Here is a 26,315-nt window from a genome sequence, read left to right as displayed (position 1 = left end):
CTCGTTTTTTCATCGGGAAGGCCTCTGCTGAGCCGCGGCGAACAGTTCGATGGCGCGGTCCACATCCGCAACTCCATAAATGACCTTGGCGCGATTGATGACGATGGCCGGGAGCCGGTCCAATCGGTACTGGACGGCCAACGTCATGCCGGAGGCCGCATTGGTGATCTGGTCCTTGTAGCGGCGACGGATCTCGGCCTCGTGCTGACGCATATAGGCCATGGCGTCGGCTTCGTTCTTGGGCAGCCCTGCATTGAGCTGCTGCTCAAGCTGAGCCATGGCGTCCACGCGATAGACCTTGAGCACGTAGCCAGGCTGGCGAAACGGCGGCCGCACCACCGTGGCCGAATTGGCGAACACTTCCACGGTCGTCACCGAAGGGCCTATAGAGCCTTGGGCCAGGGCGCTATGAGCGCAAAGGCCCAGCACCAGGGCAGTGAGGGATGAGCGCATCATGCGCGCGCCTCCTGCAGGCGTGCCGCCACGCGGTAGGCCGCTTCCACCTCGGAGCACCCATGCTCGTCCATTAGACGGCGGCGCTCAGCCTTCTCGTGGCCTTCGGTCATTGCCAGCGCAATTGGCAATGCCGGTGGCACGTTTCGGAACAGCCACTGATTGTTCGCGCTGATGAGCACACCTTCGGTGTACTTCGCCGGCTCCTTGACGGCGGACTCCATCATGTGGCGTTGCTCTGGTGTGAGCGATCTGAAGCGCGCGATCTCCTCGATCTCGTTCTTGTCCATGGTCAGCAACATCCAGAACTCGCACATGGACAGCACGCGGGACATGCTGCCGGGGAAGTCCTTCAAGTTCTGCGTAGCCAGCCAGAACCAGGCATTGAGCTTTCGCCACATCTTGGTGCCCTTGGCCACCTTTGGGCCAAGCAGCTCGTTGGTGGTAATCAAGTGCCCTTCATCAGTCAGCATGATGAGGGGGCGATCCTCATGCTGAGCGGCCTCTGCGCGCGACTGCACCGAGTCCAGCAGGCTGGTGTAGGCCACAGCGAGCGCATCCTCATAGCCGTCTTTGGTCAGTGTGCCCATTTCCACGAGGGTCACATCAGCATCGGGCCAGTCCTGGCCCAAGCGGTTGAAGAGCTTGCCGCGCAGGCCTGTCGTGAAGCTCATCATCGAATGGCCCATCTCTTCGGCGCGCGAGCGGCGGTGCTCCGACAGAGATGCGTCCTTGACCATGGCCGTCAGCTCCAGGGCAACGTCTTGTGTCAGAGGATGGGGCTTGCCTTCCTTGGATGCGCGCACTGCGGCTCGAATAATGGCCCTGGTGACCAGATAGCGGTCGGCGCGCGTCATGCGTTTGAGCTCGGCGTCTTCACCACCCGTAATCATCATGATGGCCGAGATGAGCATCTCACCCAGGTAGTCGCGCTTTTCTTCGTCCGAGTCGTCGTCGGCGTCAGCCGGCTCCATCACTTCATTGACCGACTCCATCAGTCGCTCGGCACCGACGAGCTCAGCATCCTCTTCGGAGGGAATGCCCGCTCCAGCGCCGAAGTATTCCTCAGCTGCCTTGAAGGAATCCATGATCTCCTTGTCCTGCAGCAGCTCGCTGGCGTATACGAATGGAGGCAGTGACACATCGGTATCACCGCTCAGATTGACGCGATACACGCTCAAGCCTTTGGTGGCCATGTCCTTGACCATCAGATCGAAGGACTTGCCTGCATCCGCGATCACCAGGCGTGGGCGGTGGATGGCCATGACCAGCATGGACAGGTAATTCAACGTCGCCGACTTGCCCGCACCTGTGGGGCCGAACACCACCATATGGGCGTTCTTCTTACGGTCAATCTTGTTGAGTGGGTCGATCCACAAGGGCTCGCCGCCCCGATTCCAGAACCAAAAGCCGGGGTTGGCCGTGCCGCGTGAGCGCCCATAGACCGGCAAAATTGCGGCGATCAGGCTCGCAAACGTCAGGCGCGACCGTCGCATGCTGCGCAGATCGAACGTGGGATCAAATGCGAATGGCAATGCACGCAGGAACGCGTCATGCGGCACCAGGTCCTCTCGGGATTCGATGAAACGCATTCCGGTCGGCGTCAGCTGGGCATTGACCTCGGAAACAGCCGCATCCAGATCCGCATGGGTCTTGCCGCTCAGGTACAGCCCCATGAACATCGGATACAGCTTGTCCCCGGTGGCCATGTGCTGGAGCACTTGCTCCGACTCTCTATGGGTCTCCTGCGCCACGGCGTTTTGAGCACGGGAAGCCCTTTTGATGTCCTCGACGTGGCGCTCGACCTGGTACTGCGCAGCAATCGTCACCGTCACGGACAGCATCGAGCCAGGCGGCAGCCGGTCAAACCGTGCATAGGCTTCGTTCCCAATCCTGCTTTCTGCGGAGAAGTGCCCGATGCTAGGGTGGGCACGAAGGTTTTGCAGCGTGAGGAACTTCACCGGCTGGCCATCGAACTCGAAGCAGCCTTGTTCCTGGTTGCACGAGGGCTCCGAAAGGTTCAGCGACTCGGAAAAATCCCAGTCATAAATACCCTCTGGAGCCTCATCACCCGGATAGGGCGCGCCGCGGAACAGCTCGGCGCCCGTGCTGGCCCAGGGCACATTACGGTTGAAGAATGGAAGCATCCACTCGTAGAAGTCCTTGCCGTTGGCACGCCGCGCCGTCACGCCGGCTTCGTTCAGCGTGGCCAGCAAGGTTGTGGCCACCGCCTCCATCTGCTGCTCGGCCAGGCGACGCTCATTGACCAAGTCATCAAACTGGCGATAGATGCAGCAGCGAACACGGCGCTGCTGGCCGCGCCAGGTCTGGCCCGTCACCAAGGTGTCGGTGAACAGCCCTTGCTCTCGGGAAACCTGCGACAGGTGACTGCGGAACTCTTTCAGCACGGACTGCGTGTATTCCGAGTCGATGATGGCCTGCGCGCGATTGGCGTCCTTGTGCTGGGACAGGATGTAGTCGTGAAGGTATTGGTTCAGCCCGTCGATGTTTCGGTCATCGCTCAGGAAGAACTGGACCACCCAAGGAGAAGAGTCGACCTCGGGAATCGCCTGGATAGCCTCTTGAATCTTGCGGCAGTGCTCTTGCAGGTACTCCAGCGGCTGCGCCTCCGTAGCGACAGCCCCCAGCTCGAACAGCGCGCCCAAGGTCTTGCCGTCGCGCATCACAAAGTTGCGGTCTTTGGGTGAAAACTTGACCCAAGGCAGCAGCTCAGTGAAGGAGGGCGGACGGGCGGCCATCTGCTTGCGGTCGGCGGCTGTCATGAGCCGGCGCTTGTGCTTGCCTTTGGTGCCCCCAGACAGGCCCAGCATTTCCAGCAATCCGCTCATTGGCCAGCCTCCCGCGCAGTGCGGCCACGTGAGAATGCGGCGCGGCCTTGTTGCAGCTCTTCGGCCACCTCACCGGGCATGGCGTACTCCGTTGACTCATACATTGGGAAAACCGTGACATAGCCAGGCACGGGGTAACGGCCCTTGGCCAGGTGGGGATAGACCACCATGACTAGATCCGGGTTGGGTACGCGTGCAAAGCGCTGTTGCATAGGCTCCAGGGCTGACCAGTAGCGCTGCGTCATTTCATCGCCGCGCGCGATCGGGCGCGCACTCGACGCACGCTCCAGGCGGTCCCGCGCCGTCTCGCGAGAGGAAGCCGCCGACTGCGGGGGCTGAAACTTGCCCCGATACACATCCACCAGGGTCGGACTGCCAGCCGTAGCTTCCTTCAGCGGAGACTCGCGCGACCCAATAGCCGTGCAACCAGCCAGTAGCGCGGGAAGCACGATGGCAAGAAGTAGGGAGTTATTCGAGGCCATAGCGGGCTCCAGACAGGACATTGGGGGACTGCGTGCGGTGCACGATCTTTCTTGGGTTGGCGGGCTTGTCGATCTCGATCTGGCGGTCCAGATGCACGACCAGCTGCTGGCCAGCGGGCGTGACCACCGCGTCAAACGAGCTCTTGAGGCGCTCAGTCAGCCAGCGCACCAGCTCATCGGTGGCTCCAGAACCCATGCGGCCCAGTGCAAAACTGCCGGCATTTCCGGTGATCGAGGAGGTGGTGCCATTGCTGCTGGCCATGGTGGTGGTCTGGGCCTGCGCCAAGGCCTCGGCGGCCACGCCCAAGCCCTTGGCACCAATGATGTCGGTCAGGTAAGCCGGCGCATTGGTCACGAACTTGCCTTGAATACAGGGGTTGCCGTACAGATCACTGATGAATCCAAGGTCTGTGGAACCATTGGTAGCCATGGCTGTGACGCCGGCACCTGCCTGGGTCTGCGGCGCACGACGCGCCGAAACCGTATGGATCGCACCATCGTTGAACACGAAAGTCATGCTGCGGATCTTTCCCTCGGTGCACGACAGCGCCATATCGCCTACGGCCACGCCGGTAACGATCATCCCGGCGAGGTCTTCGGGCAACTCCCAGCCGTTGGCTGCCAAGTTGTCGCGCCCGACCATGGCTTTGAACTGCATGGGGTCCGTCACTCGGCCATTGACCGGCACACGGCCGATCAAACTGGTCATCGCGGTGACGCCCGCCAGCGTGGAGTTCTCCGGCAGCGTGAAATAAGCCACGGGTTGCGGCTTCGAAGCCGCCTGAGAGGCCTGAGCGGCTTGTGCGGCCTGGGCCGCACTGACCGCACTGGGCATGGATTGCGTGCCGTCCGGGGCTACCCGCACGTAGCGCGTAACCGTCTTCCCTTGATGCTGAGTTGTCTCGGTGGTGTAGCCCATGGGCGGAACCACCTTGTAGGCAGTGCTGCCACCGGACAAGCCTAGATCCTGGGAGCCACCAACGGGACGATGACCTCCGCCGGCGCCATTCGAGCCAAGCCCCGTAACAGAGTCGATGGCGTCGCCAATGGGCTTAAAGACATCGACTTGGGCTGGATCTGTGTCATTGCTGGTACCACCGACAGTACCAGCAGAAGAGGTGCCTGCAGGTGCACCTTTCTCCAAGCGTTCCAGGCGCTTGCTGAAGTCCTGGTTAGCACGGAGCACTTCCTGAATATCTGCTCGCAGGTCCTTGTTGGCCGCGACCACCGTGGCCAGCGTCTCGCTGGGTGTGTCCTCATCTGCGCCTGCTGTTTTTGGCAGGGGGGCGGCTGCCATAGGCGCAGCGGTAGGCGCATTGTTCTGGCGCATGACGAAGACCGAGCCGACGATGACGAAGGCCACGATGACAAGAACAGGGGTGAGTTTGTTGCTCTTCATTGCCATGGGTGCCTCACAGACAGGACTCGAAAGTGCGATCGCACACCAGGTAGACCGCCGTGGTGTCGGTGTCTGTACCGGCAGCACCGATCCGGCCATGCTGGGCCGTGGCCGAGAGCCAGCGCCCGCGCAAGCTCTCCAAGGGCAGCTCCAGCGCAAAGCGCGAGCGGTTGGTGACGCGCACCGCAGTCACATACAGGTTTCCCGACTTCCACTGGCCTACGGGCGCAGCGTCCACGGCAGCGCCACGGAACAGTGTCGGCACGGGCTCGGTTCCTACGCCAACCTGGCTCACACCTGGCGTACCACCAGCCAAGCGTCGAGGTGCGTAGAGCTGGCGGGCAGCATGTCGAGTGAGCTGCACCATGTCCGCAGCAACGCTCTCTTGCTGTTGAGACTGGCCGCCAGACAATGCAGCTCCACCAATGGGGTTCGGCACGGTCGCAGGCTCGATCACAGAAACCTGCAGCTCGCCTTTAGCGGACTGCGTGGACACGACCTTGCCCTTGGAGTCTTTAGCGTCTGGAGCGGCTACCGCAATCAGATCCATCGGAATCTGCTGGCCGCTATCCACCAGCTCAGCAATGATTCGGATCGCCGTAAATGGCACAAGCGCAGTGACATAGATCGTGCCGGCGATCGTCTCGATACGCGCCACGCTATCCATGTCACTGGGCATGCGCAGCAACGCATCGGCAGGTAGGGTGACAAGGCGCTCCTGGCCAACCGTCAGGTTCACCCGGACGGGCTCACGCGCAAACACCGCGCGCTCAGCGGGGCCAGAGGTCAAAGGCGCTGGGCCAACACGGCGTAGAGACGCTTCGGCAGCTGCGCGCCTGGCGGAACCTACGGCTGTATTCGCCAGCGGTGCGGGCACGCTGACGCCAGCCACCATGCGCCCGCCAGCCGGTGCGCGTCCTGCATTGGCTCCAGCAACTGGTGTTACAGCCGCTGCACCCGTTTGGCCCAGGTCAATAGGCTCATTGAACTCGGGCGTCTCGGTACTGCCCGCAAGCGATTCGACCTGCTGAGCAGCGACGCTGCCATGCAGAAGCTGCAGGGCGACCAGGAGGCAGATCGAAAGAGAACGACGTTGGATCATGTGGATCAATCGACAGAGGTGTCACGAGGCAGGCTCGAAGGGGCAATAGTTCCGGGCAGGCGCGGTGCTTTGAGATCCGCTTGAACCGGAGCACCAGGCTTGAGATCCGCAGGATTGAGGCGCGCGGGCTGGCTGCTGCCGAAGCAATCCAAGCCCAGACGCCATGGGTTGCGCTCACGGTCCACATCGAAGCGGACCACGCGCAGCGGATACCGAATGAACACATCCTTAACCGGCTGCCCTGCGAAGGTCTCTTGAACCTGCATGTCCAGCAGCACTGTCCAGGCGTCCGAGCCTTCTCGGATCACGCGGTTTTCGCTGTACGGGAATCCGGGGATCTCGCTGATCTGGCGAGTACGGCGGCGCAACTCGCCTTTGGCATGACGCTGCTGCATATCGGTTTGCAGTTGCGCCTGGCAACGAGGCGTCAAATAGAATTGCATCGCATAAATCTGCTTGCCATAGTCTTGAGAGCCATCGCTTTGCCAGCGATTAATCTGCTGCCAGATGTAGTACGCAAAACCGTAGGCATTTGTAGACGGCACTGGAGACTGCCCATCAATAACCCGTATCGTGTCACCCGCCTTAATATCTGGCGCGACGTGCAAGTCGATATTCTTTGGAACGCGCGAAGCGAACCACATGCCAGCCACTGCCAGCCCTACTATGCCAAATATGATTTTGGTAAGCTTTGCGCTATGGCTGCGCTCGGACGCAAGTGCGTCCAGATAATCACCACTGCTCATTATTTGGTTTCCGATGATTTGGCTTCAGCCCTGATCGAATTCAAGCGATAGCTGCAACCCAATTGCATCCGGCCATCATGGACCAGAAATTTTGGCTTGGACAAGTTGTGCGACACGAGAAAAAAATGCATCCAATGAAGGTAGTAGCCTTCAGGGCGGTTTCTCTTTACTTCTTGCAGGTATAGTGATGAATACCACAGCACTGTGAAAGGCACGATAATGCAAATCAATGGAGCAGCCACCCAAAATCCAGAGATATATGCAACCACGCATCCAATAAACAGGCTTGCAGCGAAAGACACCGCCCCAATGTATCCGGCTTCACTTGCTGCCATGCCATTGATAATAGGTGGTTCAGAGTTCACGCGATCGGTCAACGGAGCCGAAGCCGCTGCCATTGCTTGGGGACGAGTGTCTCTCGTTAGCATCTCAGGCTAGGGTCTGAACAGAGTAATTAACCATCGCAATTACGAGGGTGAGAATAATGACGCTAACAATTACGTGCTCTTTTAGATCGCCTAGCTGGATAGTGCCTTTGGTGTAATCGCGGTAGCGTTGCATAGAGGCAATCACTACGTATAAAAATGCGGCAACTGCCAGAATTAGCCCCAGGATAGTAAACCCGAGTTTCAGATATGCGCCAATTAGCCCAAGAATATCGCCTTCTTGGGTGGTGCCGCCGCCGATACTTCCACCTGCGGGAGGTTGAATCGTCGGCAGAGCGCTAAATGCAGGGCTGGCTGCAATCAGAGCAACCGGAGCCAATGCAATAGATGCGATGCCAGAGTTAATTTTTCTCAAGTGTTTCTTCATGATTTCTCCAGTCAATTAGTTGATTTATTTCAGAATGATTGATCCCAACACGCCTACCACTAACAAAACAGTAATGGCGACCCCAATACATGCTTTCATGGCTTCAGATGCATCCAGCTCTCCGTCTCCAAAAGCCTTCAATACCAGCGTGCCGAGCCATGCGCCAATAGAAAACACCATCACAAAAACCACGACAAAAAGCAGGTACTTCAAGCTTTGAGGATTGAAGCCGGCCCCTTGCATAAATGCCGTCGCCATTTCTGAACGCATGGTTTGTTTTTCTTTTGGTTATTGCCGATAGTCACCACGCAATGGGGCGACTGGGCGAGGCTGGCGAGGTGCATCCACGTGGTTCGTTACGCCAAGGCGCAGCAGCTCCAGGTCGCGCTGCAGCCAGTCGTAGCGGAACTTCACGCGCTGGCCGGTCGGCGCGGCTTTTTCCGCGTCAGCAACCATCAGCTGCACCTGCTCGATCTCGCCAGCGATGCGCGCCAAGCGCTCGCGCTCCAGCTCGTCGTCGGCAACATCTGCCCAGGCCATCGCAGTGGTGGAGAGCACTCCAATCACCAAGAGAGCAAAGAACGAATGTCGTGAGCGTTTCATCAATATCTCCTTCAAAATCAATGTCATGCGTATTTCTTGAACGCACCTACCGTTGTCGATAGGGTGAATGCCACAAGCACGGTGAACACCAGAACCATGTAGGCCGGGTTGAAGCCGCCGAACGGCCAGGACAGGTACAAGCCAAAGCCGCCTGTAAGCGCCCATCCCACATAGCGCTTGGCGTGGTGGTAGACGAACGAGGATTCGCGACCGCCTTGCCAACGGCGCCGGTCCCTGCGCACCAACCCGTCGATCACCCCCATCAGGCAGGCAAGGGCAAATGCTGGGAGTGCAAAAACTGCAGTGCAGAGGCGCAGCAGAACGTCCTGCAGGACAAACATGCTGATGACCACCCATTCGCTGAGCATGTAAATGAACGACGCACCAGCCTTGGCCAACCCCTTGAGTTGAGGCTGCACGCTTTGACCCAGAAAGCTAGGCAGTGCCGCATCTGAACCTGCCTGCTGGGCGGCCACGTTGCGCTGATACCAGCGCAGCGCACCAAGGCGCTCGTAGGGCATACGTACCCACTTCACGATGCGCAGCGAAAAGTCCACGGTGTCTGGCACTAGCAGACTGCGTGGAGCGGCTGCGATATAGCGCAGATCCTGCTGCACCATCTCCTGGGCATGGCGGATGCCCTGGCCACGCCAGAAGAAATAGCCACCGCCGATTTCAATCACCAGGCCGATGAGCCACGAGGACACTGTCACACTGAATAGTCCAAAGCCAACCAACACGGCCACGCCAACAGGGCCGTGTGTGCTTGGCTTTCTGGCGGGCGAGTTCGGAGCCGTCATGAGTGCTGTCCCATCACGTTGCCGGCCACGGCGGACGAAGTTGCGCCTGCCATGGCGTAGCCAGGCATATCGTCATCAAAGGCAGAAGCGAGATCCGTATCGATCAGCCCACCTGCACCAGCGCCCAAGGGCTGTGTACTGAGCCAGTCGGTTTCTGCGGCCCACGTCTCACTCGTGCGATAGCGGCGCTTCATATCCTCAGCGACCGCCTTGAGCGAAGCTGGGATGAATGGGTCATCCTTGGTATCAGCCAAAGGAATTCGAATCTTGTGGCAGCGATTGCCTTCTAGCAACGCAAACGCTTGACCCTGTGGCAATGAGAGAACGTCAGAAGGCTCGATCAGCGGCGCCTTCGACTTGTTCGCTATGTCGTTGTTCTGGCTGGTGAAATCGACGCCATTGCCCTGAGCAGCCGTGTCCGACACGCCCGATACTGGCGTGAGCACCGTTACATTGACCTGTGGCACCTGGTCCGTCAGCAGGCTCGCGGTCGCCTTGCTGCGCACCCGCAGCATGCAGAGGTGGTTGAAGTTGTCGAGGATCTGGCCAGCCTTGGCCTTGTCACCAACCTTCGCCTCGATGTCAAACATCGACTGGGTGTATGCAGTGATGCGAAAGCCAGATCCGCCCAGTTTGTTGACCATGGGCACGAACTCGGGACCTGCAATCTCATTGACCTCATCGAAATGGCAACACACAGTCGGCAGCTGCAGCTTGCCGTCGCCGTGTGGGTCGAGGCCTGTCTTGTAGAGCTTGCCGCCGGTCGAGACCAGATCGGACAGCATGGAATTACCCACGGCAGACGAAACCACGGAGTCAGACAAGGCATCCAGGCCGGCATACACGATGCCGCCCTGGCGGAACACCGTCATCCAGTCGAAGATCGGCCGCTTGTCGTTCGGGTCGAAGTAGTCCGGGCTGATGAGCTTGCCAACTGCGCCAGAGGTGAGCTTTTCGAGGAATGGCCCCAGGCTGGCAATGATCTTTTCGTAGAACGAACGCTCGTAGCTGAATGCGGCCGCAAGACCGACCAGTACCTTGTCGTCCAGTCGTGCTTCCTTGATGAGCAGATACATCGCCACCTGATCGGGCGAACGATCCTGCAGGCTTCTAGGAACCGGGGCCTTCTTTGCCACGATAGCGCGCTCCAGCTCCACCAGGCGGTCCTGATAGCTGCCGAAGCGCTGGGGATGGTCAATCGCGAGCTTGCGAAACGTCATGCCTGCGTAGTCCATGAACAGCGGGTCAATGCCAGTCACGTCCTTGAGCAGCGTCTCGTAGGTCGGAATGCGACCGAGTGCCACCTGGGCCTGAGCCACGATGTTGGTGAACCGCCAGCTGAACTCCTTGAAGGCTGCCGAGTTGCCCGAGGAGGGCAGGGCATTCGTGGCACGGCCAGCGACTTCGGTGATACGCGCGAAATTGCCAATGCCGTTGTAGCGCGCAGAAATCTCCGGGTAGCCCAGATGGAACATATAGAACTGATCCAGGCGTCCGGCGCGTCGTGCCTCAGCATGCATGCGAAGCATCAGCTCCGCGTCGCCCTTGGGGTCGATGACGATCACCACATGGCCGGCATGAATGTCTTGAGAGCACAGAAGCTCCAGGAGGCGCGTCTTGCCCACGCGAGTCGTGCCCATCACCAGCAAGTGGCCAGAGCGCGAGCCTTGGCGCAACACCACCGGCTTTTCGCTCTGCACTCCCACGCCATGAAGCACAGGGTTGCCACCCAGGTCCACGCCCGTGGCGAAGGGGTTGGCGGTACCGCCGACATCAAGCGCACGCTCCAGTACCCTGGCCAGCAGGCTGTCGGTCTTGGCCTGCGCCCACTTGCGCATCTTTTCGCCGGTCGCTGCGAGCTTGAGCTCGGTGGGCGACGCCTTCACGAAGCGCTGAACATCTGTCTCACGCGCGTCCAGCAAGCGCTGGGTGTGCAACTGCGTCCACTCAAAGCCTTCGCCCAGGTAGAGATGCTCCTTGAGATTGACAGGAAGCTTGTGAGGGGCCAAGCGCGTCATCTTGGTGAACTTCAGCCCGCGTTGATAGCTATAGACCTGGAAGGCCTGGCGCGCACGCACGCAACCGAAGCCAGCAGCGATTGCGCCCGAGACTGCGCCCAGCGAGTGGGGCATCATCAGCGCCCATGGCGCGGCTGCGGCTACGCCAGCAATCCCAAAAGCGGTGGCTGCGCTCAATACTTCGACTGGCGGCCTCAGCACGCCTTCCATGGTCCCGTCACTCACTGCATGCCCTCCAGCTGGAACATGCCGTGATGGCTTGGAACATTTTGGGACTGTTCAGGCCCAAAAGCCGTTCCAAACTGACTCAGCACAGCACGCAACAGTCGAGCATTGGCGCATGCTTTCACAGCGCCTTCCAATCCGATGTGCACCAGGCCGAGTTCGCTCATGGAGCCACTCCAAATGTGCGCTGAGGCAGGATCTGGTAGGCGCGGCCATTGCTGTGGACCAGCACGGGAAAAACTGGCGCACCTTTGGCGATCAATGTTTCTGCAAGGAATGCCCCTGTATCAGGAGCCAATTGCAAGGGGTTGGCTACTTGCTGCAGCAGCTTGAATGCGGCTGGCGTTGCTGCCTGCACCACAATGCCGACAGCATTGAGCTGTATCAGCTTCTTGTGGTTGAAGGCTACCCAACGCAAAGACGCGTCGTCCGCGCCGATCACGAACATGGGTTGAGTCAGCCATTGGCCATTGAAGACCTGCACGCCGTCTTGCTTGAGCACACCTCCGCGCAATTGGCTGCGAAATGGGAAACGCAGCCCGTCGAGCACATTCGCCTCATCCGTGCCGCCCACGATCTGGGCCACATAGGGCGCCAACGGCACAGACTTGCCGCTGTCGTGGATCATCTCCAGCTCGACGCCGGCCAGGGCCGGCGCGCTGCAAGCGAGTCCAAGAGCGAGGATGGCGAAACGGCAGCGCATATCAGCGTTTTCCGCGGTTGGCAGGAGCTGGCGAAGCGCGCTCGATGATCTGCGTGCGCGGCACGTTCAGCATGTCGGCTGCACCTACAGACGACTGCACGCGCGGCAGGCCGTCATAGTTCACCATCGGCTCGTTGGGATACAGGCGGGCCATAGCCGCCTGCATTTCACGGTCCCACAAGATGCTTCGCTCCACATCCTGGTGGAAGATCCGCGCCATGCGCTCGGCATACTGACGGCGCTCTGCATCGTTGCGAGCATGAATGCCCAGCACCTCAAGGGGCGAGAGCTCCTTGACCGAGAAATTAGCACGAGGTCCCAGCGACAGCACCTTGGCGCGCTGCATCTCATCGGCAGTCAGACCCCACATCTGCTGCACAGCACGCGCTGTCTCGTCCAGTTGCGAGCGGCCCTGTTGAGTCGTGCTGGGCAGCGAGCTCGCTTCTGCAGTGCGGCCAGTGCGCAGCTGCGCAAAGGCGCCCGTGCTCAGCTGCAATGCGACCACGGTGGCAATAAAGGCAGTTTTTTTCATGAATCAGCCTCCATTGCTCACTGAAAGGGTCAGGCCTTGGCTGCCTGGAGCCACGAATGTGGCTGTGCGAGACACAGGATCTGCCGACTTGAGCGACAGACCATTGACCACATCACCTGGGCGCAAGACACGCACGCGGCGATCACCGGGCACGCCCGACGCGACCACGACCGAAGGCTCGCCGTTCCACATATCGACGGACACAAGCTGGGCACCTGCAGGAGCTGCAGCTGGCTTCGCGGCAACGACCTTTGCTGCTTGGCGGGGAGTCGCCGGCTTCGCCTTCACCATTACGCGCTTGGGCGCTGGTCGCGGCGACGGCTGCTCGACGGGAGCGGCCTGTGCGGCTGCAGGCGCTACCGCAGGAGCGGGAGCCGGTGCCGCAGAGGTCTTGCCAGCAAGCGCGTTGGCCTGCTGCATGGCGGCCAGCTGCTGGGACATCAGCAACATCATGTCTTCCATGCGCTTCATGCGATCAAGCACCTCGGGGTCGACGCCGACTGGTGTTGCAGTCGCCACTGCCGTGGGGGCCACCGCCATAGTCGGCGCTGGTGCGGCAGTAATAGGGGCACTACCAGCCGGTGCTGCTGCAGCGGCCTCATTTCGCTGGAGGGCAACGTTGGCCACGGCTTGCGGCACAGCGCCCGCGTCCCCCAGGCTGGCAACGCCTGCATCAGCTGCAGACTGCCGCATAACCGCCTCTGGATCGAATTCTGGCTGCATGCCCACGGGGATTGGGTCCGCATCGCCAGCTGGTGCTCCGCCGATAGGTGCCGCAGCCGCATCAGCCAAGGGCGCAAGGGGCAGCGGGGAGGTGTCAGCCAGGCGCGGATCGAACTCGGAAGCGTCGAAAGCAGGCTGCGGCGTCACCAGGCCGGCCTCGGGAAGCGATGAGCCAAGCAGATCCAGTGCTGGCAGACGCTTTTGCCCATATTGAAGGTAGCCCAATGCCAAGATCCCCACGACACCCGCAATGCCGACTGCGCGCAGTACCCATGGGTTCGTCGACTTGCGGCGAGATGGGATTTCGCTGGACTCAACACTCACAGGCACCTCGGCCTTGCGTGGCTTTGCTGCAGCTGGTGCGCGACCAAAAGCGCGGGCGAAGAATCCGGGCCGTTTTTCAGCCTCTACAGGCGCAGCAGCTGCCGCCGCAGTTGCAGTGGCAGCACTGAGAGGAGCGGCAGTCTCAAGCTCGCTCAACCAAGAATGGTCGACGGCTGAATCATCGACACCAGTGACCTCGGGGGCCACAGAAACTGCAGGCGGCAAATCTGCCACATCGGGAGGCGGCGGCGGTGGCACGCTTGGCTCAGTCACTTGTACGTCCGCATCGACAGTGCTTTGTTCCGACATGCTCACTCCTTGGCGGACGCCTTCGGCTGAGGCGAAGTGCTAGGGCTGACGATGGGCTCCAGGCGCCGAGGCTTGGGTGCGTTGGCCAGGGTGAACCAAACGCGGCGAGTGATGTGGTCGGTGTGCCAGCGCCATGCTGTGCCCACCAGCACATTCAGAACGTCTTGAACAGAGAACGGGCCCAGCGTGCGCTGAGCCTCGGGCAGCGGCAAACCGAGAAAGCGCCGCGCATCGGAAGTCAGTGATTGGGTATCCACCAGGGCATAGCCCGTACGAAGCAGCGTGTACTCGATGGCTTCGCCAACGGTCGTCACCTGTTCGCGGGGAAATGTGAGCTGGGCCACCAGGGCCAGCGGCTCATTCAGATGTGGCTGGGGCAGGGCTTCGGCAGTGGTGTAGCGGCCCAACTGCAGGCGCTTGTTGCCATCAACAAGCTGAGGGGTGGCCTGGGCTGAGCAGGCCATGGCCAGCAAAGCCATGCTGGCAAAGAATCTGGGCATGCGGGTCATGGACCGTAGGAACTCCGTAAAAAGAACCCGGACCACAACCAAGAGGAGGTGTGCGAAGAAGATCAGTGGCCCGGGGGTGTCGACGCAATGCGTCAGTCGCCGGGCCGAATGTTCTTAGAGCTGCCGCTTTGTCACCAGCGGAAACCGTGCGTTACATACCTAACGGTATACGCTTGACATTCTTGGCAATAAATGCTTGGAATATAAATGGCTTTAAGGAAGCGAGCGTCAGGGGCCGCTCTCATACGGGGATAACGGCTTTACTGGGTACAGGGCCGACTCAAAGGGCGCGCATGCTCCTCAAAATCGGAGCATGCGCAAAGGACTTACTGGTACAGGGAAAGGGCTTTACGGGAAACAGGCAATGGTCCCAGGCCTCGGGGAGGCCTGGGACCATTGAAATGGAAATGGCACAAGTCTGCGTCGAATCAACAGCGAAGCGCCATTAATGCTGTCGTCGGTGTAAGCACCTAGCGCTTCAGAATCTCGATCAAAGACCGCAACAGCCGAAACGCGTGCTATAGAAATATTGCCGCACCTTGCATTAAAGCCCCAATTCCTATCATCGCGAACATATACTTTAAGCGACTCTGTCTTTTATAGATTTCAATACGTTTTTCTTTGCTTGCTTCGCCACCCAAGCTAACAGATCCGTCTTTTGAGTAGGTCGGCGAAGGTGTCGACATTGCTGCAAAAATCCCCCCAGCTGTAATTAATAGCAGTCCCAGAACGTTAAGATACTTGCTCAGATCAGATACTACGACAGAGACTACCTTTCCTTCATTCAATGATGGAAAGAGCGCAAAGCTTAATCCACCTATCAAGAAGAACATTCCGGTAACATATGCCTTGCGAGCCCATTTAAATGACTTGATGGTTAAATCGGCGGAAGTCACCATAAAAGGCACTGAAACTAAAAGAACAAATGAAACACACAATAAAGCAAAGGCAAACCGACCTGAGTCCGACCAAGGAAGCTCTGACAACTTTCCGCCAAAAGCCCAGAACCCTAAGAAAGCAATTTCAAGGGTGAGCGCTCCTGCCGAGGCAGTACAGAGACCTTGAATTGCTCCATTGGGTAAATCTTTATGTGTTTCCTTCACCGAAGGTGCAGCAGCACTGGGACCTTGATTTGCTCCATTAGGTGAATCTTCAATTTTTTTAATATCAGAAATATCGCTCATATTGCCTATTGCGAGGGGAGGAAAGAAAATCTGTAGTATGTAGATTAAGCGGATGATGGATTAGTCATGGAATTGCACGCCGTGATGGCGCAACGGACCGCTTACGGCGAATCACGGTGAAATACGCCAATGCAAATATAAAAATCCCGAACATATCGGCTGCAAAGTGATGCCATGCCTCTAGAAATGGAATTCCATTCTGTATTGGATCATCAATTGCTTCGTTGATAAAACTCACCAAGAAGGTCCCAATGACTCCAACACGGAATGACCAAATTCCAAGCTTAAAATCTATGTTAATTGGAAGCTTTCTAAATCCACGCCAAGATAAAAGTGACCAAGGGAAATAGCCAATAAGCAAAGGAAACGCCATTCCGAAATATATATGGACCAACAAATAGTTGCTGACAATCAAATTTGTGGTGAGCTGCACCGCCAAGAATAAAAAGCTTAAGAATAGGAATATTTGAAAAGGCCGCTTGCTGTGCATGGTTGCGTGATGTTGGTACTGAACTCCGGCGTTGACAACCTCAAATGCTGATTAGCAATTGTATTCGTTTGTTACACGACTAGCATACCTATGACTGAATTTCAAGCGAAAAGCCTCTGGTCATCACCGCAGGGTTTCGCGCTGACAGGTGAGGGCGCACTAGGTACGGTTGCGCCCCATGGACGACCTCGCCCGCGCACCGCACCTACATAGTCAGCACATACAGCAGAGAGCCAACAGTGATCCACCATTTCTAGGCCGAGATCCGCTCGATCGTGGCTGCTCGATATTCGCTATCGCAGACAGCTTGCAACTGCTGGGCCTTGCCAGCAAAACCAACCCGCTCATGCGTTGGTTGGGTCGCTTCGAGGGGCTGGAGCAGCATCTGGAAGAGGAGCTTGATCCAATCCTCAGCGTGCGCTCAATCCTGCTGCAGCTGGTTGCTGACCATCCCAAAATGCCGCATGTGCCCAAACCTCAGCAAGAGAAGAACTGGCACAGCTTTGTCATGCGTGTCGTGGCGCAGCCGTTCGTGCAAACATGCGGTGACTGGGGCCGCGACGGCATCGCCTCACGCATCAAATGGGACCCGCTGCAGCAGAGTTTCATGGACTTCCTCGCACTGGGCCAGCCTGGGGAGGAGCTGTCTATCTGGACACCCACCGATGGCAAGTCAGCGCGTGCCCAGCACTTCGCTCGAATCCTGCTCCAAGAGGAGTGCGCGTGAAGAGTATTGCTTCAAAGTTGCTTGCGATGGTGCCCTGGAGCAAGGCCAAGCCCGTGCAGTCTGCGCCTGCAGGCCCGCTGCCGCTGCCCGACGCGCCAGTATCGACGGGCGCTCAACATCTGCCACTCAAGCCAGACGAGATCCACATCGCGGGCAGTGAGCCCGGATGGTTGCGTGTGCTCAATGCCCAGCAGCTGCTGGCCACGGTACGCGCAGAACGGGCTATCACCCAGATCTGGAGCCAGTCGCATCAGTCGCAGGCCATTTGGGAGCGGGACCTGCTGCCGGCGATTCGGCGGTACGCCGAGTTCGTGCAGCTCATGCCAGCCTCCGAAGCGCACCACCACGCCCACGCAGGCGGCCTGCTGTCGCACACCATCGAGATGCTGCTCGCGGCCATGACCTGGCGCAATGCCCATCTGCTGCCAGGCGGAAGCCAGATCGAGATCGTTGACGCCCAGCGCGATCAATGGACCTATGTGGTGTTCTTCTGCGCTCTGCTGCACGACATCGCCAAGCCCATGACCGACCTACGCATCGCGTGGCGTCCTGTGGGTGAGGCCGATCCAATCCGTTGGGCACCTGCAGGCGGAAGCCTGTCTCAGATCGCTGGCCAACGCACTGCCGAGTACCTGGTGGACTTTGCACCCAAGGGGCAGCGCGATTACAGCGCCCATGCCAAGCTGGCCCAGCTGCTGCTGCCCCGAATTGCGCCAGAAAGTGCGCTTCGATTCCTGGCGCACACGCCCACCGCCTTGGATGCCCTGGAGCAATACCTCACCGGCCAGAACAAGGACAGTCTCGTCGCCAAGATCGTCAAGCGCGCCGACCAGCTTTCAACGCAACGTGCCCTGCAAAAAGGCTCCAAGGCCCGCTTCGCCACGGCCAAGGCCGTGCCTCTCATCGAGCTGCTGATGCAGTCCATGAGGACCATGCTCCAAGCCGGCACACAGCTTCCCTTGAATCGCAACGGTGCGGCAGGTTGGGTGTTCGAGGGGGCAATCTGGTTCGTGGCCAAGCGCCTCGCTGATACCGTGCGAGAGCACATCCAAGCAAACGAGCCCGATGAAAGCGTCCCTGGCAACGCAAAGAACGACCGGCTGTTCGACACCTGGCAGGACTACGGCGCGATCGAGCTCAACCCCGCCAGCGGCCAGGCCGTCTGGCATGTCACAGTGCACGGTTACGCCGAGGATGGGTCAGAGCAGGGGGCCTACATGCATGACTTTGCCATGCTCAAGTTTCCTCTGGCCAACCTGTTCAACCACGAGAGCAAGTACCCGGCCGCCATGCGCGGGCGGCTGGAGATCCGCGACCGTCGCAAGGATGGAGCAGGGCAGGACGAACATCAAGCTGCTGCAACTCTCACTGCATCGGAATCTGCGGCAGCAATCGATGCCAATGCACCACAAGCTGCGGCATCCTCAGCCCAACCATCCCAGGTTGCGGCAAAGCCTGCGAAGCAACGGCCCCAGGATGCGGCAGAAGCTAAAAAGCATGCTGCCATCATGCGGGAGCCCACTTTCACCAAGCCGCCGAATGCAGCGGCAAAGCCCAGGCCTGCGGCAACCACTGCGGCACCTGCCAAGACACCTGCACCAGAAACTCCATCCCAAACTGCGGCAGTCTTGGCAGTTAGGGCGCCTACGGCGCCAGTGCAGCAGACCCAAGCTGATACAGCCTACGACGAGTTTGAAGCTGGGGCAGCATCGAGATCCCGCGTGCCCACACCATTGAAGATGGACTACGACAGCCTCGACAACGGCGAAGCCGCGTATTTGCTGGGCGACAGCGAGGGCAGCTACTTCCTCGATCCATCCGAATCTGCAAGAGCATCGGACAAGCCTGGCAAAAAGAACAAGTCGGCCAAGAACCCACAGCCGGCAGAGAAGGGCGCACCGCCCTTGGAGCAACGATTCCAAGATGCCGCAGCGGTGCCACCACCACCACCACCACCAGCTGCGCCTCCTCAGCCCGCCACCTTGCACCAGCCACCCCAAGCTGCCGCAACTACGGCCGCAAGGCCGCCTTCTGTCAAACCTGCAGCAGCTGCGCCGCCGCCAGCGCCAAGCGCACCGAAGAATCCCGCCCCCGTGCTACGCCATGACCAAGTGCCGCGCTCTCAAAGCGTAAGTGCCGAGTTCAAGCGCATGGCTGCTGATCTGGACGAGCTCGATGACCTGCCCGTGCTCAAGGGGCGCACCGTCACTGCGAGTCCGCCGGCGGCGGCCGCAGCAACACCTGGGCCGGTTCTTCTGCTGCAGCCGCTGCCCGACATCGACGCAAATCCCGACAAGCCGCCACCTGAGCCTAGCCCCCTGGCATTGGCTTTCATGCAGTGGGTGCAAATGGGCCTGGTCAATCGCGAGCTCAAGTTCAATGAGACCGGCGCGGCGATTCACTTCGTGGAGGAGGGCATGGCCCTGGTATCGCCCAAGATCTTCAAGGAGTACGCACGCCATGGCGACCGTGAGGACGGCCACGAGGATCTCACCGTCGACGAGCTGAGCACCAAGACCCAGCGGGAGGTCATCAAGTGTGGCTGGCACCTGCCAGCCGCGAACCGCACAAACATCGTCCGCTATGAGATCCACAGCCGCGGCACCGTAGTGGCCCATCTGTCCTGTGTTGTCCTCACCAGCCCAGGCCGGTGGGTCCAGCCCATCCCCCCCAGCAATCCCGCATTGAAGATGGTTTGACATGAAATCCACCTGCTCAACTGATTACGAGATTGGCGACAACACCGCGCCGGACAAGCGCCTAGAGCTATGGAAATCGCGTAGCTTCTGGTTTCGGCTGCGGCACCGATGGAACGTGCTCAGTGCTTTTGCCGAGGGCAGCTTGACCTGGCACCACGCCAAGCTCGGCCTCAAATACCCGGATCAGGTCATGTGGCTGCAGCGCTGGCCACCTGGCAATGGATTGATGCCGGTCTGCCCAGCCGTCATTGCCGAGCTTGAGCACATCGATCGCACCATGATGGACTCCGACCAGCCCGCGCCACGGGCCGCTATTTTCTCACTCCACAGCATCGGCCACGATCGCACCCTGTGCAGGAGTTGCGGCGGATCTGGCGGGGCCTTGCCCACGCAATGCCCAGGTCGCCCCATGACCGATGACGAGCGGCAGGCCGTCCTGGAGGGGCTACTCGATTACGTCGATGGCCAATGGCTTGGCCAAGTCATCAAGCAAGCCCCAAAACCGCTTGCCGAAACCTGCAAACTTGAGCCAAAAACGTCTGCCGAAACCTGCAAACTGGATTTGCCGTTTCCTGCACTCTATATACAAGGGTCTTCTATACAAAGAACTACTACTACGTCTCCAAGCGTCGTAGCGCTCGAAGTGGCACCAGCTCGCGAGGCGCAAGTCTTCTCGGAAAACGACTGGGCAGCGAAGTGCGCAGCCTTGTCGGACGCTGCCCATCAAGGCTGCGGCCTGGTGTACGAGACCTACGAGCTGCGCGTCGGAGCCAGCATCGACCTGGCGCTGCAGCAGGTCCCCGAGCTCCTGCGGCCTCGTGCCATCGAGATCGCTACTGAGCACGGATACACCACGACAGAACATCGTGCGCAGACAGCGCGGATGCTGCAGGATGGCGGATGCTGCAGCCACGGCCTGGACCCGGATTGCTGCCCAATGGGCTGTGGCGACATTGACTCCGGGGACGACGAGCTGGACGAGTTCGACCTAAGTCCGTGCAAGAAGTGCGGCGACCCATTGGCTGCTCATGGTTGGCCTGATGCTTGCGAGTTTGTAGCAATCGACTCAATGCCTGAGCCGCCAAAACATGACAGGTGAAACAAAAATGTTTGACAGTTGGGAACGAAGTCCTTAGAGTGCGAACCGTGCGTCAACGAGGTGAGTTGTTCTTCTCGCTGAATTTGGGTAAGAGGTTGTAGTAGCGATGCTGGCCGTGAGGTCCGCCAAAAGCCTTAGAAATCAGAGTCTTAGCGCTCTTTTTTTTAAAGCTTTTCTACTAGATACGATGTATATTATGTTTAATCACAAATGCTAGGCTAGTTGTAGCAGTACGCCCTTTCGCTGCTAGTCTCTCAAGGTTGTGCATGCCGAAACCTAGGTGATGTTTAGAGCACCTTACCCTGCACATTTGCCGCATCTGCAATACATCCTTGATGATCTGCGCTACAGCGATGCACAGCTCGCTAGGCTTCTAGACCTCAAGCCAGCTACCATCAAAAAATATCGGCGCGAGGGGCAAGCTCCTCGCGCCGTTCATTTGGCACTGTTTTGGGAATCACGATGGGGAATTTCTACCATCGACGCGATCGCCTTCAATCATGCAGCGGGCAACTACGCACTAGCCGAATCACTCAGGCGCACAAACACTAGGCTTGTCAAGCAAATCTTGACCATGGAAAAGGAGCTTGCGAGGCATAAAACCGCGCCCGCAAACGCTCCAATTTTCCAAATTGGCTAGCAACCGATGCGAAATTGGCGGTCACGTGCTTTACGCCTCTCCTCACGAATCCAATCCATGGTGTGACCGCCTCCACCAATTCGCCCCAAGCCATCCAGCCAATTCACGCGCTCATCGAGTGCCTGACACTCAGCCGCATTGGCCTTGCCACCTGTGGGACGAGTTGCCACCGGGACAACTTGCTCAGCAGCATTTTCATACGCGCGATTGCGCTGCTCCCTTGCGATTGCAACTTGTTCAGCCCAGGAGACATTTGTCGGGACACGCGCTATCCGGTCCATAAAGCGACCGTTGGCCGAACATGGAACGCTCTCCCACGTCAAACGATCACTAATGTCCTTACAGAGATAAATCTCCCGTGTAGCCGGCCTATCTGACCTCTCTGATGGACGAGTGATTTGCTGAGCAATCTGCTTGCCGCCCTCGCATGGTGAATTGGTGTACGTATTACCACATCGATAAATGTGATTCGTAGATTCACTCGGTACCTCCTTAGGAGGAATAAGTTGCGGCGGAACAATTGAAGGTTCGCGCGCACGCGGTGCAGGAGAGGCAGTAATCGGTGCGGGAGATCCTTGAAAAAAACGCAGAATCTCAGACTGATAAATGTATGCAACTGCGCAAATAAAGAGGACCACAATAATGAGAATGAGCCTCGTCATCGAGCTCATTTCATTGCGTCCACCCGTAAATGGATTCTCGCGTTGCCAGCCTCCAGGATCGTAATGCCCCATAACTCCTCCCCCTATTCTGGGACGAATCATAGGACAGAGCGCCTTCGGCGGTTGTTTTCAGGACACGAAGCAAAGGCCCAATCTTTGCCGGAAGCGCGCCACGCGAACCAGTGCATTGCTTTGCCAAGGGTGCCGCGATCGCGTGATTCACTGCGCCGGGTATTGCCTTATCAGCGGGTGAACATCAGGGGCGCGGCCCCCGATACCCCCATCATTGAAATACCGATCGGACTTGGGCATTGCGAGCCGCCAAGCCTTGCGTGTACGAGTCCACGGCAGAGGCTTGTGCCGGCTGCGCAGCCATGGGCGGCATGGACACATGAACCGGCTCAGCTGGGCGCTGCACCGGCTCAGGAGCTTTGACCTGCATGGGTTGCTGGGGCTGTTGCCAGTCCATGAAGAAGCCCTTTTCAACGATCTGCTTGCAGGTCGATTGATCCATGGGCAACAGCGTGGCCTGCTGCGTGTAGCACTTGCAGCCCTTGCTGTTTTGCACGCACGCGGCCGGATATGGCGCGATAACGGCACGCGTTACCTCGTCATATCTCGGCGCGGAGTATGCAAAGTCAGGAATGCGCGGGGCATAGGTTTGCACGTATTCATAGGGCGTGAGCTTTCGTCCTGGGGCAGCTTCCCCACCAGTTACAGGTGCTGGAACACCTGCAACTGCTGGCGAAGCATTGGACTTTTTCACCGCCGAAATCTGGTGATAGCCAAAGTAGCCCAAGACCGGAATAGCCAGCATGCAAGCGACCAGGACATAGACAGCCTTGGGAATCTTCTTCTTGCCCGTGTGAAGACTTGCAGACCGGTACCACTGGTAGACCTCCTTCGGATATCTGACCATGGAGACCTCAGCACTTTTGCTGCTGCCGTCCTTTTCACAGTTCGGATTGACCGCGGCCCATTCAAGGCAGCTGACCATGTCAGCACCGAATGAGCGCTTGAGATGGCGATGCCAGCCAGGAGAGCCAATCAGACGCCGTACAAAGCTATCGATATTCTGGGGATGCTGAGATATCAGATAGAAGTCAAAACCGCGCCTTCGGTGCTCTGCAAGCATTTTGATGTGCTCAGGCACATCATCACGAGAGCCGCGAACCGGCATATCGTTGTGGCATTCATCCACAAGGATGATTGCCCCATCTTCAAGGGTCTGCCAGTCTTTGAAGTCGATTTTCTTCCACGAAGAAAGCTCGCCATCTTCGACCGCCTCAAAACGCCCGTTGTGATACACCGGGCGGTTTTCCTTGATCTGCCGTTCACGCACCCATTTAAGGGTGTTGAGGGTCTTGCCTGCACCATTGGCGCCAGTGACGAGATACAGCATCAGGAACCCCCGCCCCAAGTCAGTTTCTTGAAGGTGTCATTGTTCAAGCCGGTCATGACCATGTTGGCAAACATGCACGCAAACAGGATGGTGAGCGCCCTCCCCACCTGCATAAGTGCCAGGAGCTGGAGGACTTCAGCGGGCAGGCCGGCTAGCTGCTGGACAGCTAACGCCTTCAGCCACTCCAACGCCTGATAGACGCCGTAATAGGTCACAAAGCTGATACCTAAGGCGGCAACGGTTTTGCCCACGAAACCCGCTGTCAGAGACAACAAGACCCCGCCCAAACTGCCCAGTGCAGGAAGAAATAACACGGTCAGGACTCCCGTTTGATGATGATCGACGCCCCAGACAAAGCAGCCAGGACAACCAGAATGCGGCCCATGAGCTCCAGATAAGGGCAGAGCGTGGAATAAGGGATGGTGACCTCGCCAAAGCCGAAAGCTATGGTGCGATCAGCCGGGCATGCGGCACCGCTTCCAAGGAAGTCATCGCCGATGCCGGAGATCCGCGAGAGGATGTTTTCTGACTTGTTTCCGGGCAGACCTTCGGTCACATTGCCAGTCTTGTTTTTGTTCTGATTGAACAGCTGATAGAACTCGTTTTGAGTGTCTTCCAGCGTACACGCGGTCATGTGCTGCTTCTTCGCAATCGCGCATTGGATGGCATCGCCTTCGCAGGTAAAACCTGCTTCGCAGGTGCCACCAAACTTGCCCTTTTCTTCTTCATCGTCTTCACCGCCGCTGCCGTTCTTAGAACCGGAACCACCGGCCACGCCGGGATTGCCTTTGCCGTCGCATTTATCGGCGTTTTCTTTGCAGAAACCCGCCTTATCCTGCGTCTTAGTATTCATGTCCACGCCAGTGACTTCACCAGCTGCATTTTTGGTGGTGGTCGTGGTGGTGGTGGTGCACTTGTCGCCCTCGCACTTTTGTTCGACTTTCGTCTCTACAGTGGTGCCGTCATTCTTCTTTTCTATCTTCTCTGTTTTGGCGAACTCCACGCCGTTGTTTTGAGAATTGGCGATGCACTTCTCAACGCCATTGACGGTTCCCGTATAACCCGCGCATTCTTTCGGATTGTCAGCAACAACGTCTTTGCCCTCTCCTTCATAGTCAGGCGAGCAGGGCACGCCCTCCCCAGGCTTCTCACCAGCAACAGAAGAATACTTGCCTATGGTGGTCCAGGAGCCATCATCGTTTTTGGTATATCCAGACGCCGAAAATTTGACCTGACACCCTGTACCGCCAGGATTGGCGTCGGTATACGCATCGCACTGAATGCCGCTCGGCACCTTGCCATCCAAGGCCCAGGCATCGTTATATTTGCCAAAACCGACACCCCAACCAGAAAATTGAAAATCTGCCCCACAAGCCTTGTGCTTAGAACGATCTTCAACACACTTACCGGCTTCCTTATCAAAGAAGTGATCTGCAGGGCAAACAGGACAAGGTGCAATGGAGAAATTCGCGTAGAACTGGGCCACCTCAATAGTGGTTCCATCGCCCTGCTTGGACATGCCGTAACAGATAATTTGAGAACCAGAAATCTCCGCTCTAGTCACACTCACAGGCGGGTTATAGCGCCCGCCCGTGACATTGCAGATGACCATTTCGCCGTAGTAATACTGACCGCCGATTTGAGCTCGTGCTATTTGACAGGTCTGAGCAATCGAAACACCAGATGCAGCACAAAGCAAAAGGCAAAGAATCAAGCGGTAAATATGAGCCATCCCGCCCCCAAGATCGCAATCAAAACCCAGATACCCATAACGCCTCCCGTTTTTCCTAAACGCTCCGAGAACGCTTAGAAAAAAGGCCGGAACCCCGGCCCTCCCTCACAACCGTGAAGGGTTAACCACGCAGAGCACGACGCACCCAACCGAAGGCGGCAATCGCAACGATCACCAGCAGAATGGCGGAGCCGATCAGGCCGATAGGGCCAACTTGGGCACCAATTTCGGTGACGACGTCACCGACATCGATAGCCGCAGCATGGGCACCAGTTGCGAAGGCAAAAGCAGGAATGGCAGCCCGGGCCAGCTTGATTTTTTTGCTCATGATTCATCCTTAAAAGTAGAGCTGTCATCGACTCGAATCATCCTGATCAGCTGCCGGAAGCCCCAGGCCACGGCCCAGACCAACAAAACGGCATAGCCAATCTGTGATGCCTCCCCCGCGTCGATGGATAACAAGGGGATTTGGTGCTGCACGGTGACCGTGCATGCTTGATTGCACTGAATGACTTGCTCAGCCATGTCAGTAGTCGTTTGCTGTTCCCAGGCGGTCGAGATCAACCACCTGCGGGAAGTCTTCTGGCTCGCAGTAGTCACCGACGAGCTGAGCGATGCGCTCCATGTCATCAGTGACGCCACCGCCCGCTTGTTGCAGCAGGGAAACCCACATAGGCTCCCCTCCCTCCGGGTCCGCTGTCAAAAAGCGCCCGGTAGCTGCCGACTGGATGACAAAGCGCGGCATGGTTAGGAAGCGGCAGCAGCCGTCTTAGTTGCGGTGGCCGGCTGGATGGCCAACAACGTGAGCTTCACGTCATTGCCGGAACCGGCAACAACGTCGAAATCACAGTTGCACATGACAGGCTTGCCAGCAGCAAAGTGCGCTTGCAGATGCATCCACTTTTCAATCTCGGTGGAGTCACCGAACTTGAAAGGACGAGTCACCAAGCCGATGGTTTTGCCCGTGGACTTGGTACCCAAGTCAACAGACAAATGGAACTTGGTGGAGTCGAAAGGCGTGCCTTCAAAGTTGCCCTTGCTGGATTCGATACCGAACAACAGGGCTTGGGATTGCATCTTCATGGAGCCG

General features: G+C 58.3%; 30 protein-coding genes. 3 read left to right on the top strand and 27 right to left on the bottom strand.

The window, feature by feature from the left end; genetic code table 11:
* Positions 1 to 9: 9 nt before the first annotated feature.
* The 19 genes from JAO85_RS03380 to JAO85_RS03290 all read right to left on the bottom strand — a co-directional run bounded on the left by JAO85_RS03380 (position 10) and on the right by JAO85_RS03290 (position 16,264).
* Positions 10 to 456: a TIGR03757 family integrating conjugative element protein gene (locus JAO85_RS03380; RefSeq protein ID WP_034372459.1), complete on the bottom strand. Its 447-nt coding sequence runs from the start codon at positions 454 to 456 to the stop codon at positions 10 to 12.
* Positions 453 to 3,302: a conjugative transfer ATPase gene (locus JAO85_RS03375; protein ID WP_202787460.1), complete on the bottom strand. Its 2,850-nt coding sequence runs from the start codon at positions 3,300 to 3,302 to the stop codon at positions 453 to 455. The genes JAO85_RS03380 and JAO85_RS03375 overlap by 4 nt, the downstream gene beginning before the upstream one ends.
* Positions 3,299 to 3,784: a TIGR03751 family conjugal transfer lipoprotein gene (locus tag JAO85_RS03370; protein WP_099736892.1), complete on the bottom strand. Its 486-nt coding sequence runs from the start codon at positions 3,782 to 3,784 to the stop codon at positions 3,299 to 3,301. Before JAO85_RS03370 ends, JAO85_RS03375 begins: the two co-directional genes overlap by 4 nt.
* Entirely contained in the window at positions 3,771 to 5,183 is a 1,413-nt protein-coding gene (locus JAO85_RS03365) for a TIGR03752 family integrating conjugative element protein (RefSeq protein WP_237734677.1), read from the bottom strand. The genes JAO85_RS03370 and JAO85_RS03365 overlap by 14 nt, the downstream gene beginning before the upstream one ends.
* A gap of 13 nt (positions 5,184 to 5,196) precedes the next feature.
* Entirely contained in the window at positions 5,197 to 6,285 is a 1,089-nt protein-coding gene (locus tag JAO85_RS03360; protein WP_202787458.1) for a TIGR03749 family integrating conjugative element protein, read from the bottom strand.
* 5 nt (positions 6,286 to 6,290) lie between these two features.
* Positions 6,291 to 7,031, bottom strand: a complete 741-nt coding sequence (locus JAO85_RS03355; protein WP_202787457.1) for a PFL_4703 family integrating conjugative element protein — start codon at positions 7,029 to 7,031, stop codon at positions 6,291 to 6,293.
* A complete protein-coding gene (locus JAO85_RS03350) occupies positions 7,031 to 7,396 on the bottom strand; it encodes a DUF3487 family protein (RefSeq protein ID WP_370552189.1) in 366 nt (121 codons plus the stop codon). The genes JAO85_RS03355 and JAO85_RS03350 overlap by 1 nt, the downstream gene beginning before the upstream one ends.
* Positions 7,397 to 7,460: 64 nt before the next feature.
* Positions 7,461 to 7,844, bottom strand: a complete 384-nt coding sequence (locus JAO85_RS03345) for a DUF2976 domain-containing protein (RefSeq protein ID WP_099736896.1) — start codon at positions 7,842 to 7,844, stop codon at positions 7,461 to 7,463.
* A gap of 24 nt (positions 7,845 to 7,868) precedes the next feature.
* Entirely contained in the window at positions 7,869 to 8,114 is a 246-nt protein-coding gene (locus JAO85_RS03340; protein WP_202787455.1) for a DUF3262 family protein, read from the bottom strand.
* Between the two features lie 18 nt (positions 8,115 to 8,132).
* Positions 8,133 to 8,447: an RAQPRD family integrative conjugative element protein gene (locus JAO85_RS03335; protein ID WP_019042353.1), complete on the bottom strand. Its 315-nt coding sequence runs from the start codon at positions 8,445 to 8,447 to the stop codon at positions 8,133 to 8,135.
* A gap of 23 nt (positions 8,448 to 8,470) precedes the next feature.
* On the bottom strand, positions 8,471 to 9,247 hold the full coding sequence (locus JAO85_RS03330) for a TIGR03747 family integrating conjugative element membrane protein (RefSeq protein ID WP_202787454.1): 777 nt from the start codon (positions 9,245 to 9,247) through the stop codon (positions 8,471 to 8,473).
* Positions 9,244 to 11,475, bottom strand: a complete 2,232-nt coding sequence (traD, locus tag JAO85_RS03325; RefSeq protein ID WP_202787522.1) for a type IV conjugative transfer system coupling protein TraD — start codon at positions 11,473 to 11,475, stop codon at positions 9,244 to 9,246. Before traD ends, JAO85_RS03330 begins: the two co-directional genes overlap by 4 nt.
* 11 nt (positions 11,476 to 11,486) lie before the next feature.
* Positions 11,487 to 11,657 carry a hypothetical protein gene (locus tag JAO85_RS03320; RefSeq protein ID WP_202787453.1) on the bottom strand — a complete coding sequence of 57 codons (171 nt, stop codon included), beginning with the start codon at positions 11,655 to 11,657 and terminating at the stop codon, positions 11,487 to 11,489.
* Complete coding sequence (locus JAO85_RS03315) at positions 11,654 to 12,193, bottom strand: PFL_4695 family integrating conjugative element protein (RefSeq protein ID WP_202787452.1); 540 nt, start codon at positions 12,191 to 12,193, stop codon at positions 11,654 to 11,656. The genes JAO85_RS03320 and JAO85_RS03315 overlap by 4 nt, the downstream gene beginning before the upstream one ends.
* Before the next feature lies 1 nt (position 12,194).
* Complete coding sequence (locus tag JAO85_RS03310; protein WP_202787451.1) at positions 12,195 to 12,725, bottom strand: integrating conjugative element protein; 531 nt, start codon at positions 12,723 to 12,725, stop codon at positions 12,195 to 12,197.
* Between the two features lie 3 nt (positions 12,726 to 12,728).
* Positions 12,729 to 14,081 carry a hypothetical protein gene (locus JAO85_RS03305; protein WP_202787450.1) on the bottom strand — a complete coding sequence of 451 codons (1,353 nt, stop codon included), beginning with the start codon at positions 14,079 to 14,081 and terminating at the stop codon, positions 12,729 to 12,731.
* Positions 14,082 to 14,083: 2 nt separating this feature from the next.
* Positions 14,084 to 14,590 carry a hypothetical protein gene (locus JAO85_RS03300; protein WP_202787449.1) on the bottom strand — a complete coding sequence of 169 codons (507 nt, stop codon included), beginning with the start codon at positions 14,588 to 14,590 and terminating at the stop codon, positions 14,084 to 14,086.
* A 518-nt stretch (positions 14,591 to 15,108) separates the two neighbouring features.
* Positions 15,109 to 15,774 carry a hypothetical protein gene (locus JAO85_RS03295; protein ID WP_202787448.1) on the bottom strand — a complete coding sequence of 222 codons (666 nt, stop codon included), beginning with the start codon at positions 15,772 to 15,774 and terminating at the stop codon, positions 15,109 to 15,111.
* 64 nt (positions 15,775 to 15,838) lie between these two features.
* The gene (locus tag JAO85_RS03290) at positions 15,839 to 16,264 is read right to left on the bottom strand and encodes a hypothetical protein (RefSeq protein ID WP_202787447.1); all 426 of its coding nucleotides are present in this window, start codon (positions 16,262 to 16,264) and stop codon (positions 15,839 to 15,841) included.
* 178 nt (positions 16,265 to 16,442) lie between these two features.
* Between JAO85_RS03290 and JAO85_RS03285 the strand changes: the two genes are divergently transcribed.
* From JAO85_RS03285 to JAO85_RS03275, 3 genes are read left to right on the top strand one after another with little or no spacing between them, the layout of a single operon-like run.
* Entirely contained in the window at positions 16,443 to 16,991 is a 549-nt protein-coding gene (locus JAO85_RS03285; RefSeq protein ID WP_202787446.1) for a hypothetical protein, read from the top strand.
* Positions 16,988 to 19,690 (top strand): MobH family relaxase, encoded by a 2,703-nt coding sequence (gene mobH / locus JAO85_RS03280; RefSeq protein WP_202787445.1) that lies wholly within the window; start codon positions 16,988 to 16,990, stop codon positions 19,688 to 19,690. The genes JAO85_RS03285 and mobH overlap by 4 nt, the downstream gene beginning before the upstream one ends.
* A 1-nt stretch (position 19,691) precedes the next feature.
* The gene (locus JAO85_RS03275) at positions 19,692 to 20,789 is read left to right on the top strand and encodes a hypothetical protein (RefSeq protein WP_202787444.1); all 1,098 of its coding nucleotides are present in this window, start codon (positions 19,692 to 19,694) and stop codon (positions 20,787 to 20,789) included.
* Between the two features lie 636 nt (positions 20,790 to 21,425).
* Here the strand turns inward: JAO85_RS03275 and JAO85_RS03270 are convergent.
* The 8 genes from JAO85_RS03270 to JAO85_RS03235 form a co-directional block, all read right to left on the bottom strand.
* On the bottom strand, positions 21,426 to 22,163 hold the full coding sequence (locus tag JAO85_RS03270; protein ID WP_202787443.1) for a hypothetical protein: 738 nt from the start codon (positions 22,161 to 22,163) through the stop codon (positions 21,426 to 21,428).
* 211 nt (positions 22,164 to 22,374) lie between these two features.
* Positions 22,375 to 23,493: a zonular occludens toxin domain-containing protein gene (locus JAO85_RS03265; RefSeq protein ID WP_202787442.1), complete on the bottom strand. Its 1,119-nt coding sequence runs from the start codon at positions 23,491 to 23,493 to the stop codon at positions 22,375 to 22,377.
* Positions 23,493 to 23,807: a DUF2523 family protein gene (locus JAO85_RS03260; RefSeq protein ID WP_202787441.1), complete on the bottom strand. Its 315-nt coding sequence runs from the start codon at positions 23,805 to 23,807 to the stop codon at positions 23,493 to 23,495. The genes JAO85_RS03265 and JAO85_RS03260 overlap by 1 nt, the downstream gene beginning before the upstream one ends.
* 2 nt (positions 23,808 to 23,809) lie before the next feature.
* A complete protein-coding gene (locus JAO85_RS03255; protein ID WP_202787440.1) occupies positions 23,810 to 25,225 on the bottom strand; it encodes a virulence factor TspB C-terminal domain-related protein in 1,416 nt (471 codons plus the stop codon).
* 121 nt (positions 25,226 to 25,346) lie between these two features.
* Positions 25,347 to 25,553, bottom strand: a complete 207-nt coding sequence (locus JAO85_RS03250; RefSeq protein WP_202787439.1) for a major capsid protein — start codon at positions 25,551 to 25,553, stop codon at positions 25,347 to 25,349.
* A complete protein-coding gene (locus JAO85_RS03245) occupies positions 25,550 to 25,750 on the bottom strand; it encodes a hypothetical protein (RefSeq protein ID WP_202787438.1) in 201 nt (66 codons plus the stop codon). Before JAO85_RS03245 ends, JAO85_RS03250 begins: the two co-directional genes overlap by 4 nt.
* 1 nt (position 25,751) lies before the next feature.
* Entirely contained in the window at positions 25,752 to 25,898 is a 147-nt protein-coding gene (locus tag JAO85_RS03240; RefSeq protein WP_165572364.1) for a hypothetical protein, read from the bottom strand.
* A gap of 74 nt (positions 25,899 to 25,972) precedes the next feature.
* A complete protein-coding gene (locus JAO85_RS03235; RefSeq protein WP_202787437.1) occupies positions 25,973 to 26,308 on the bottom strand; it encodes a hypothetical protein in 336 nt (111 codons plus the stop codon).
* Positions 26,309 to 26,315 lie beyond the last annotated feature (7 nt).

Source organism: Comamonas sp. NyZ500 (genome assembly GCF_016772095.1).
GTDB lineage: Bacteria > Pseudomonadota > Gammaproteobacteria > Burkholderiales > Burkholderiaceae_C > Comamonas > Comamonas thiooxydans.
The sequence above is the reverse complement of the archived record's forward strand: the minus strand, read 5'-3'. Positions and strand labels throughout refer to the sequence as shown.

What these genes read in the sequence shown, in the direction of transcription:
- JAO85_RS03380 (WP_034372459.1), bottom strand. Translation starts at nt 456, where the DNA reads ATGATGCGCTCATCCCTCACTGCCCTGGTGCTGGGCCTTTGCGCTCAT.
- JAO85_RS03375 (WP_202787460.1), bottom strand. Translation starts at nt 3,302, where the DNA reads ATGAGCGGATTGCTGGAAATGCTGGGCCTGTCTGGGGGCACCAAAGGC.
- JAO85_RS03370 (WP_099736892.1), bottom strand. Translation starts at nt 3,784, where the DNA reads ATGGCCTCGAATAACTCCCTACTTCTTGCCATCGTGCTTCCCGCGCTA.
- JAO85_RS03365 (WP_237734677.1), bottom strand. Translation starts at nt 5,183, where the DNA reads ATGAAGAGCAACAAACTCACCCCTGTTCTTGTCATCGTGGCCTTCGTC.
- JAO85_RS03360 (WP_202787458.1), bottom strand. Translation starts at nt 6,285, where the DNA reads ATGATCCAACGTCGTTCTCTTTCGATCTGCCTCCTGGTCGCCCTGCAG.
- JAO85_RS03355 (WP_202787457.1), bottom strand. Translation starts at nt 7,031, where the DNA reads ATGAGCAGTGGTGATTATCTGGACGCACTTGCGTCCGAGCGCAGCCAT.
- JAO85_RS03345 (WP_099736896.1), bottom strand. Translation starts at nt 7,844, where the DNA reads ATGAAGAAACACTTGAGAAAAATTAACTCTGGCATCGCATCTATTGCA.
- JAO85_RS03340 (WP_202787455.1), bottom strand. Translation starts at nt 8,114, where the DNA reads ATGCGTTCAGAAATGGCGACGGCATTTATGCAAGGGGCCGGCTTCAAT.
- JAO85_RS03335 (WP_019042353.1), bottom strand. Translation starts at nt 8,447, where the DNA reads ATGAAACGCTCACGACATTCGTTCTTTGCTCTCTTGGTGATTGGAGTG.
- JAO85_RS03330 (WP_202787454.1), bottom strand. Translation starts at nt 9,247, where the DNA reads ATGACGGCTCCGAACTCGCCCGCCAGAAAGCCAAGCACACACGGCCCT.
- traD (WP_202787522.1), bottom strand. Translation starts at nt 11,475, where the DNA reads ATGGAAGGCGTGCTGAGGCCGCCAGTCGAAGTATTGAGCGCAGCCACC.
- JAO85_RS03320 (WP_202787453.1), bottom strand. Translation starts at nt 11,657, where the DNA reads ATGAGCGAACTCGGCCTGGTGCACATCGGATTGGAAGGCGCTGTGAAA.
- JAO85_RS03315 (WP_202787452.1), bottom strand. Translation starts at nt 12,193, where the DNA reads ATGCGCTGCCGTTTCGCCATCCTCGCTCTTGGACTCGCTTGCAGCGCG.
- JAO85_RS03310 (WP_202787451.1), bottom strand. Translation starts at nt 12,725, where the DNA reads ATGAAAAAAACTGCCTTTATTGCCACCGTGGTCGCATTGCAGCTGAGC.
- JAO85_RS03305 (WP_202787450.1), bottom strand. Translation starts at nt 14,081, where the DNA reads ATGTCGGAACAAAGCACTGTCGATGCGGACGTACAAGTGACTGAGCCA.
- JAO85_RS03300 (WP_202787449.1), bottom strand. Translation starts at nt 14,590, where the DNA reads ATGACCCGCATGCCCAGATTCTTTGCCAGCATGGCTTTGCTGGCCATG.
- JAO85_RS03295 (WP_202787448.1), bottom strand. Translation starts at nt 15,774, where the DNA reads ATGAGCGATATTTCTGATATTAAAAAAATTGAAGATTCACCTAATGGA.
- JAO85_RS03290 (WP_202787447.1), bottom strand. Translation starts at nt 16,264, where the DNA reads ATGCACAGCAAGCGGCCTTTTCAAATATTCCTATTCTTAAGCTTTTTA.
- JAO85_RS03285 (WP_202787446.1), top strand. Translation starts at nt 16,443, where the DNA reads ATGGACGACCTCGCCCGCGCACCGCACCTACATAGTCAGCACATACAG.
- JAO85_RS03275 (WP_202787444.1), top strand. Translation starts at nt 19,692, where the DNA reads ATGAAATCCACCTGCTCAACTGATTACGAGATTGGCGACAACACCGCG.
- JAO85_RS03270 (WP_202787443.1), bottom strand. Translation starts at nt 22,163, where the DNA reads ATGGGGCATTACGATCCTGGAGGCTGGCAACGCGAGAATCCATTTACG.
- JAO85_RS03265 (WP_202787442.1), bottom strand. Translation starts at nt 23,493, where the DNA reads ATGCTGTATCTCGTCACTGGCGCCAATGGTGCAGGCAAGACCCTCAAC.
- JAO85_RS03255 (WP_202787440.1), bottom strand. Translation starts at nt 25,225, where the DNA reads ATGGCTCATATTTACCGCTTGATTCTTTGCCTTTTGCTTTGTGCTGCA.
- JAO85_RS03250 (WP_202787439.1), bottom strand. Translation starts at nt 25,553, where the DNA reads ATGAGCAAAAAAATCAAGCTGGCCCGGGCTGCCATTCCTGCTTTTGCC.
- JAO85_RS03245 (WP_202787438.1), bottom strand. Translation starts at nt 25,750, where the DNA reads ATGGCTGAGCAAGTCATTCAGTGCAATCAAGCATGCACGGTCACCGTG.
- JAO85_RS03240 (WP_165572364.1), bottom strand. Translation starts at nt 25,898, where the DNA reads ATGTGGGTTTCCCTGCTGCAACAAGCGGGCGGTGGCGTCACTGATGAC.
- JAO85_RS03235 (WP_202787437.1), bottom strand. Translation starts at nt 26,308, where the DNA reads ATGAAGATGCAATCCCAAGCCCTGTTGTTCGGTATCGAATCCAGCAAG.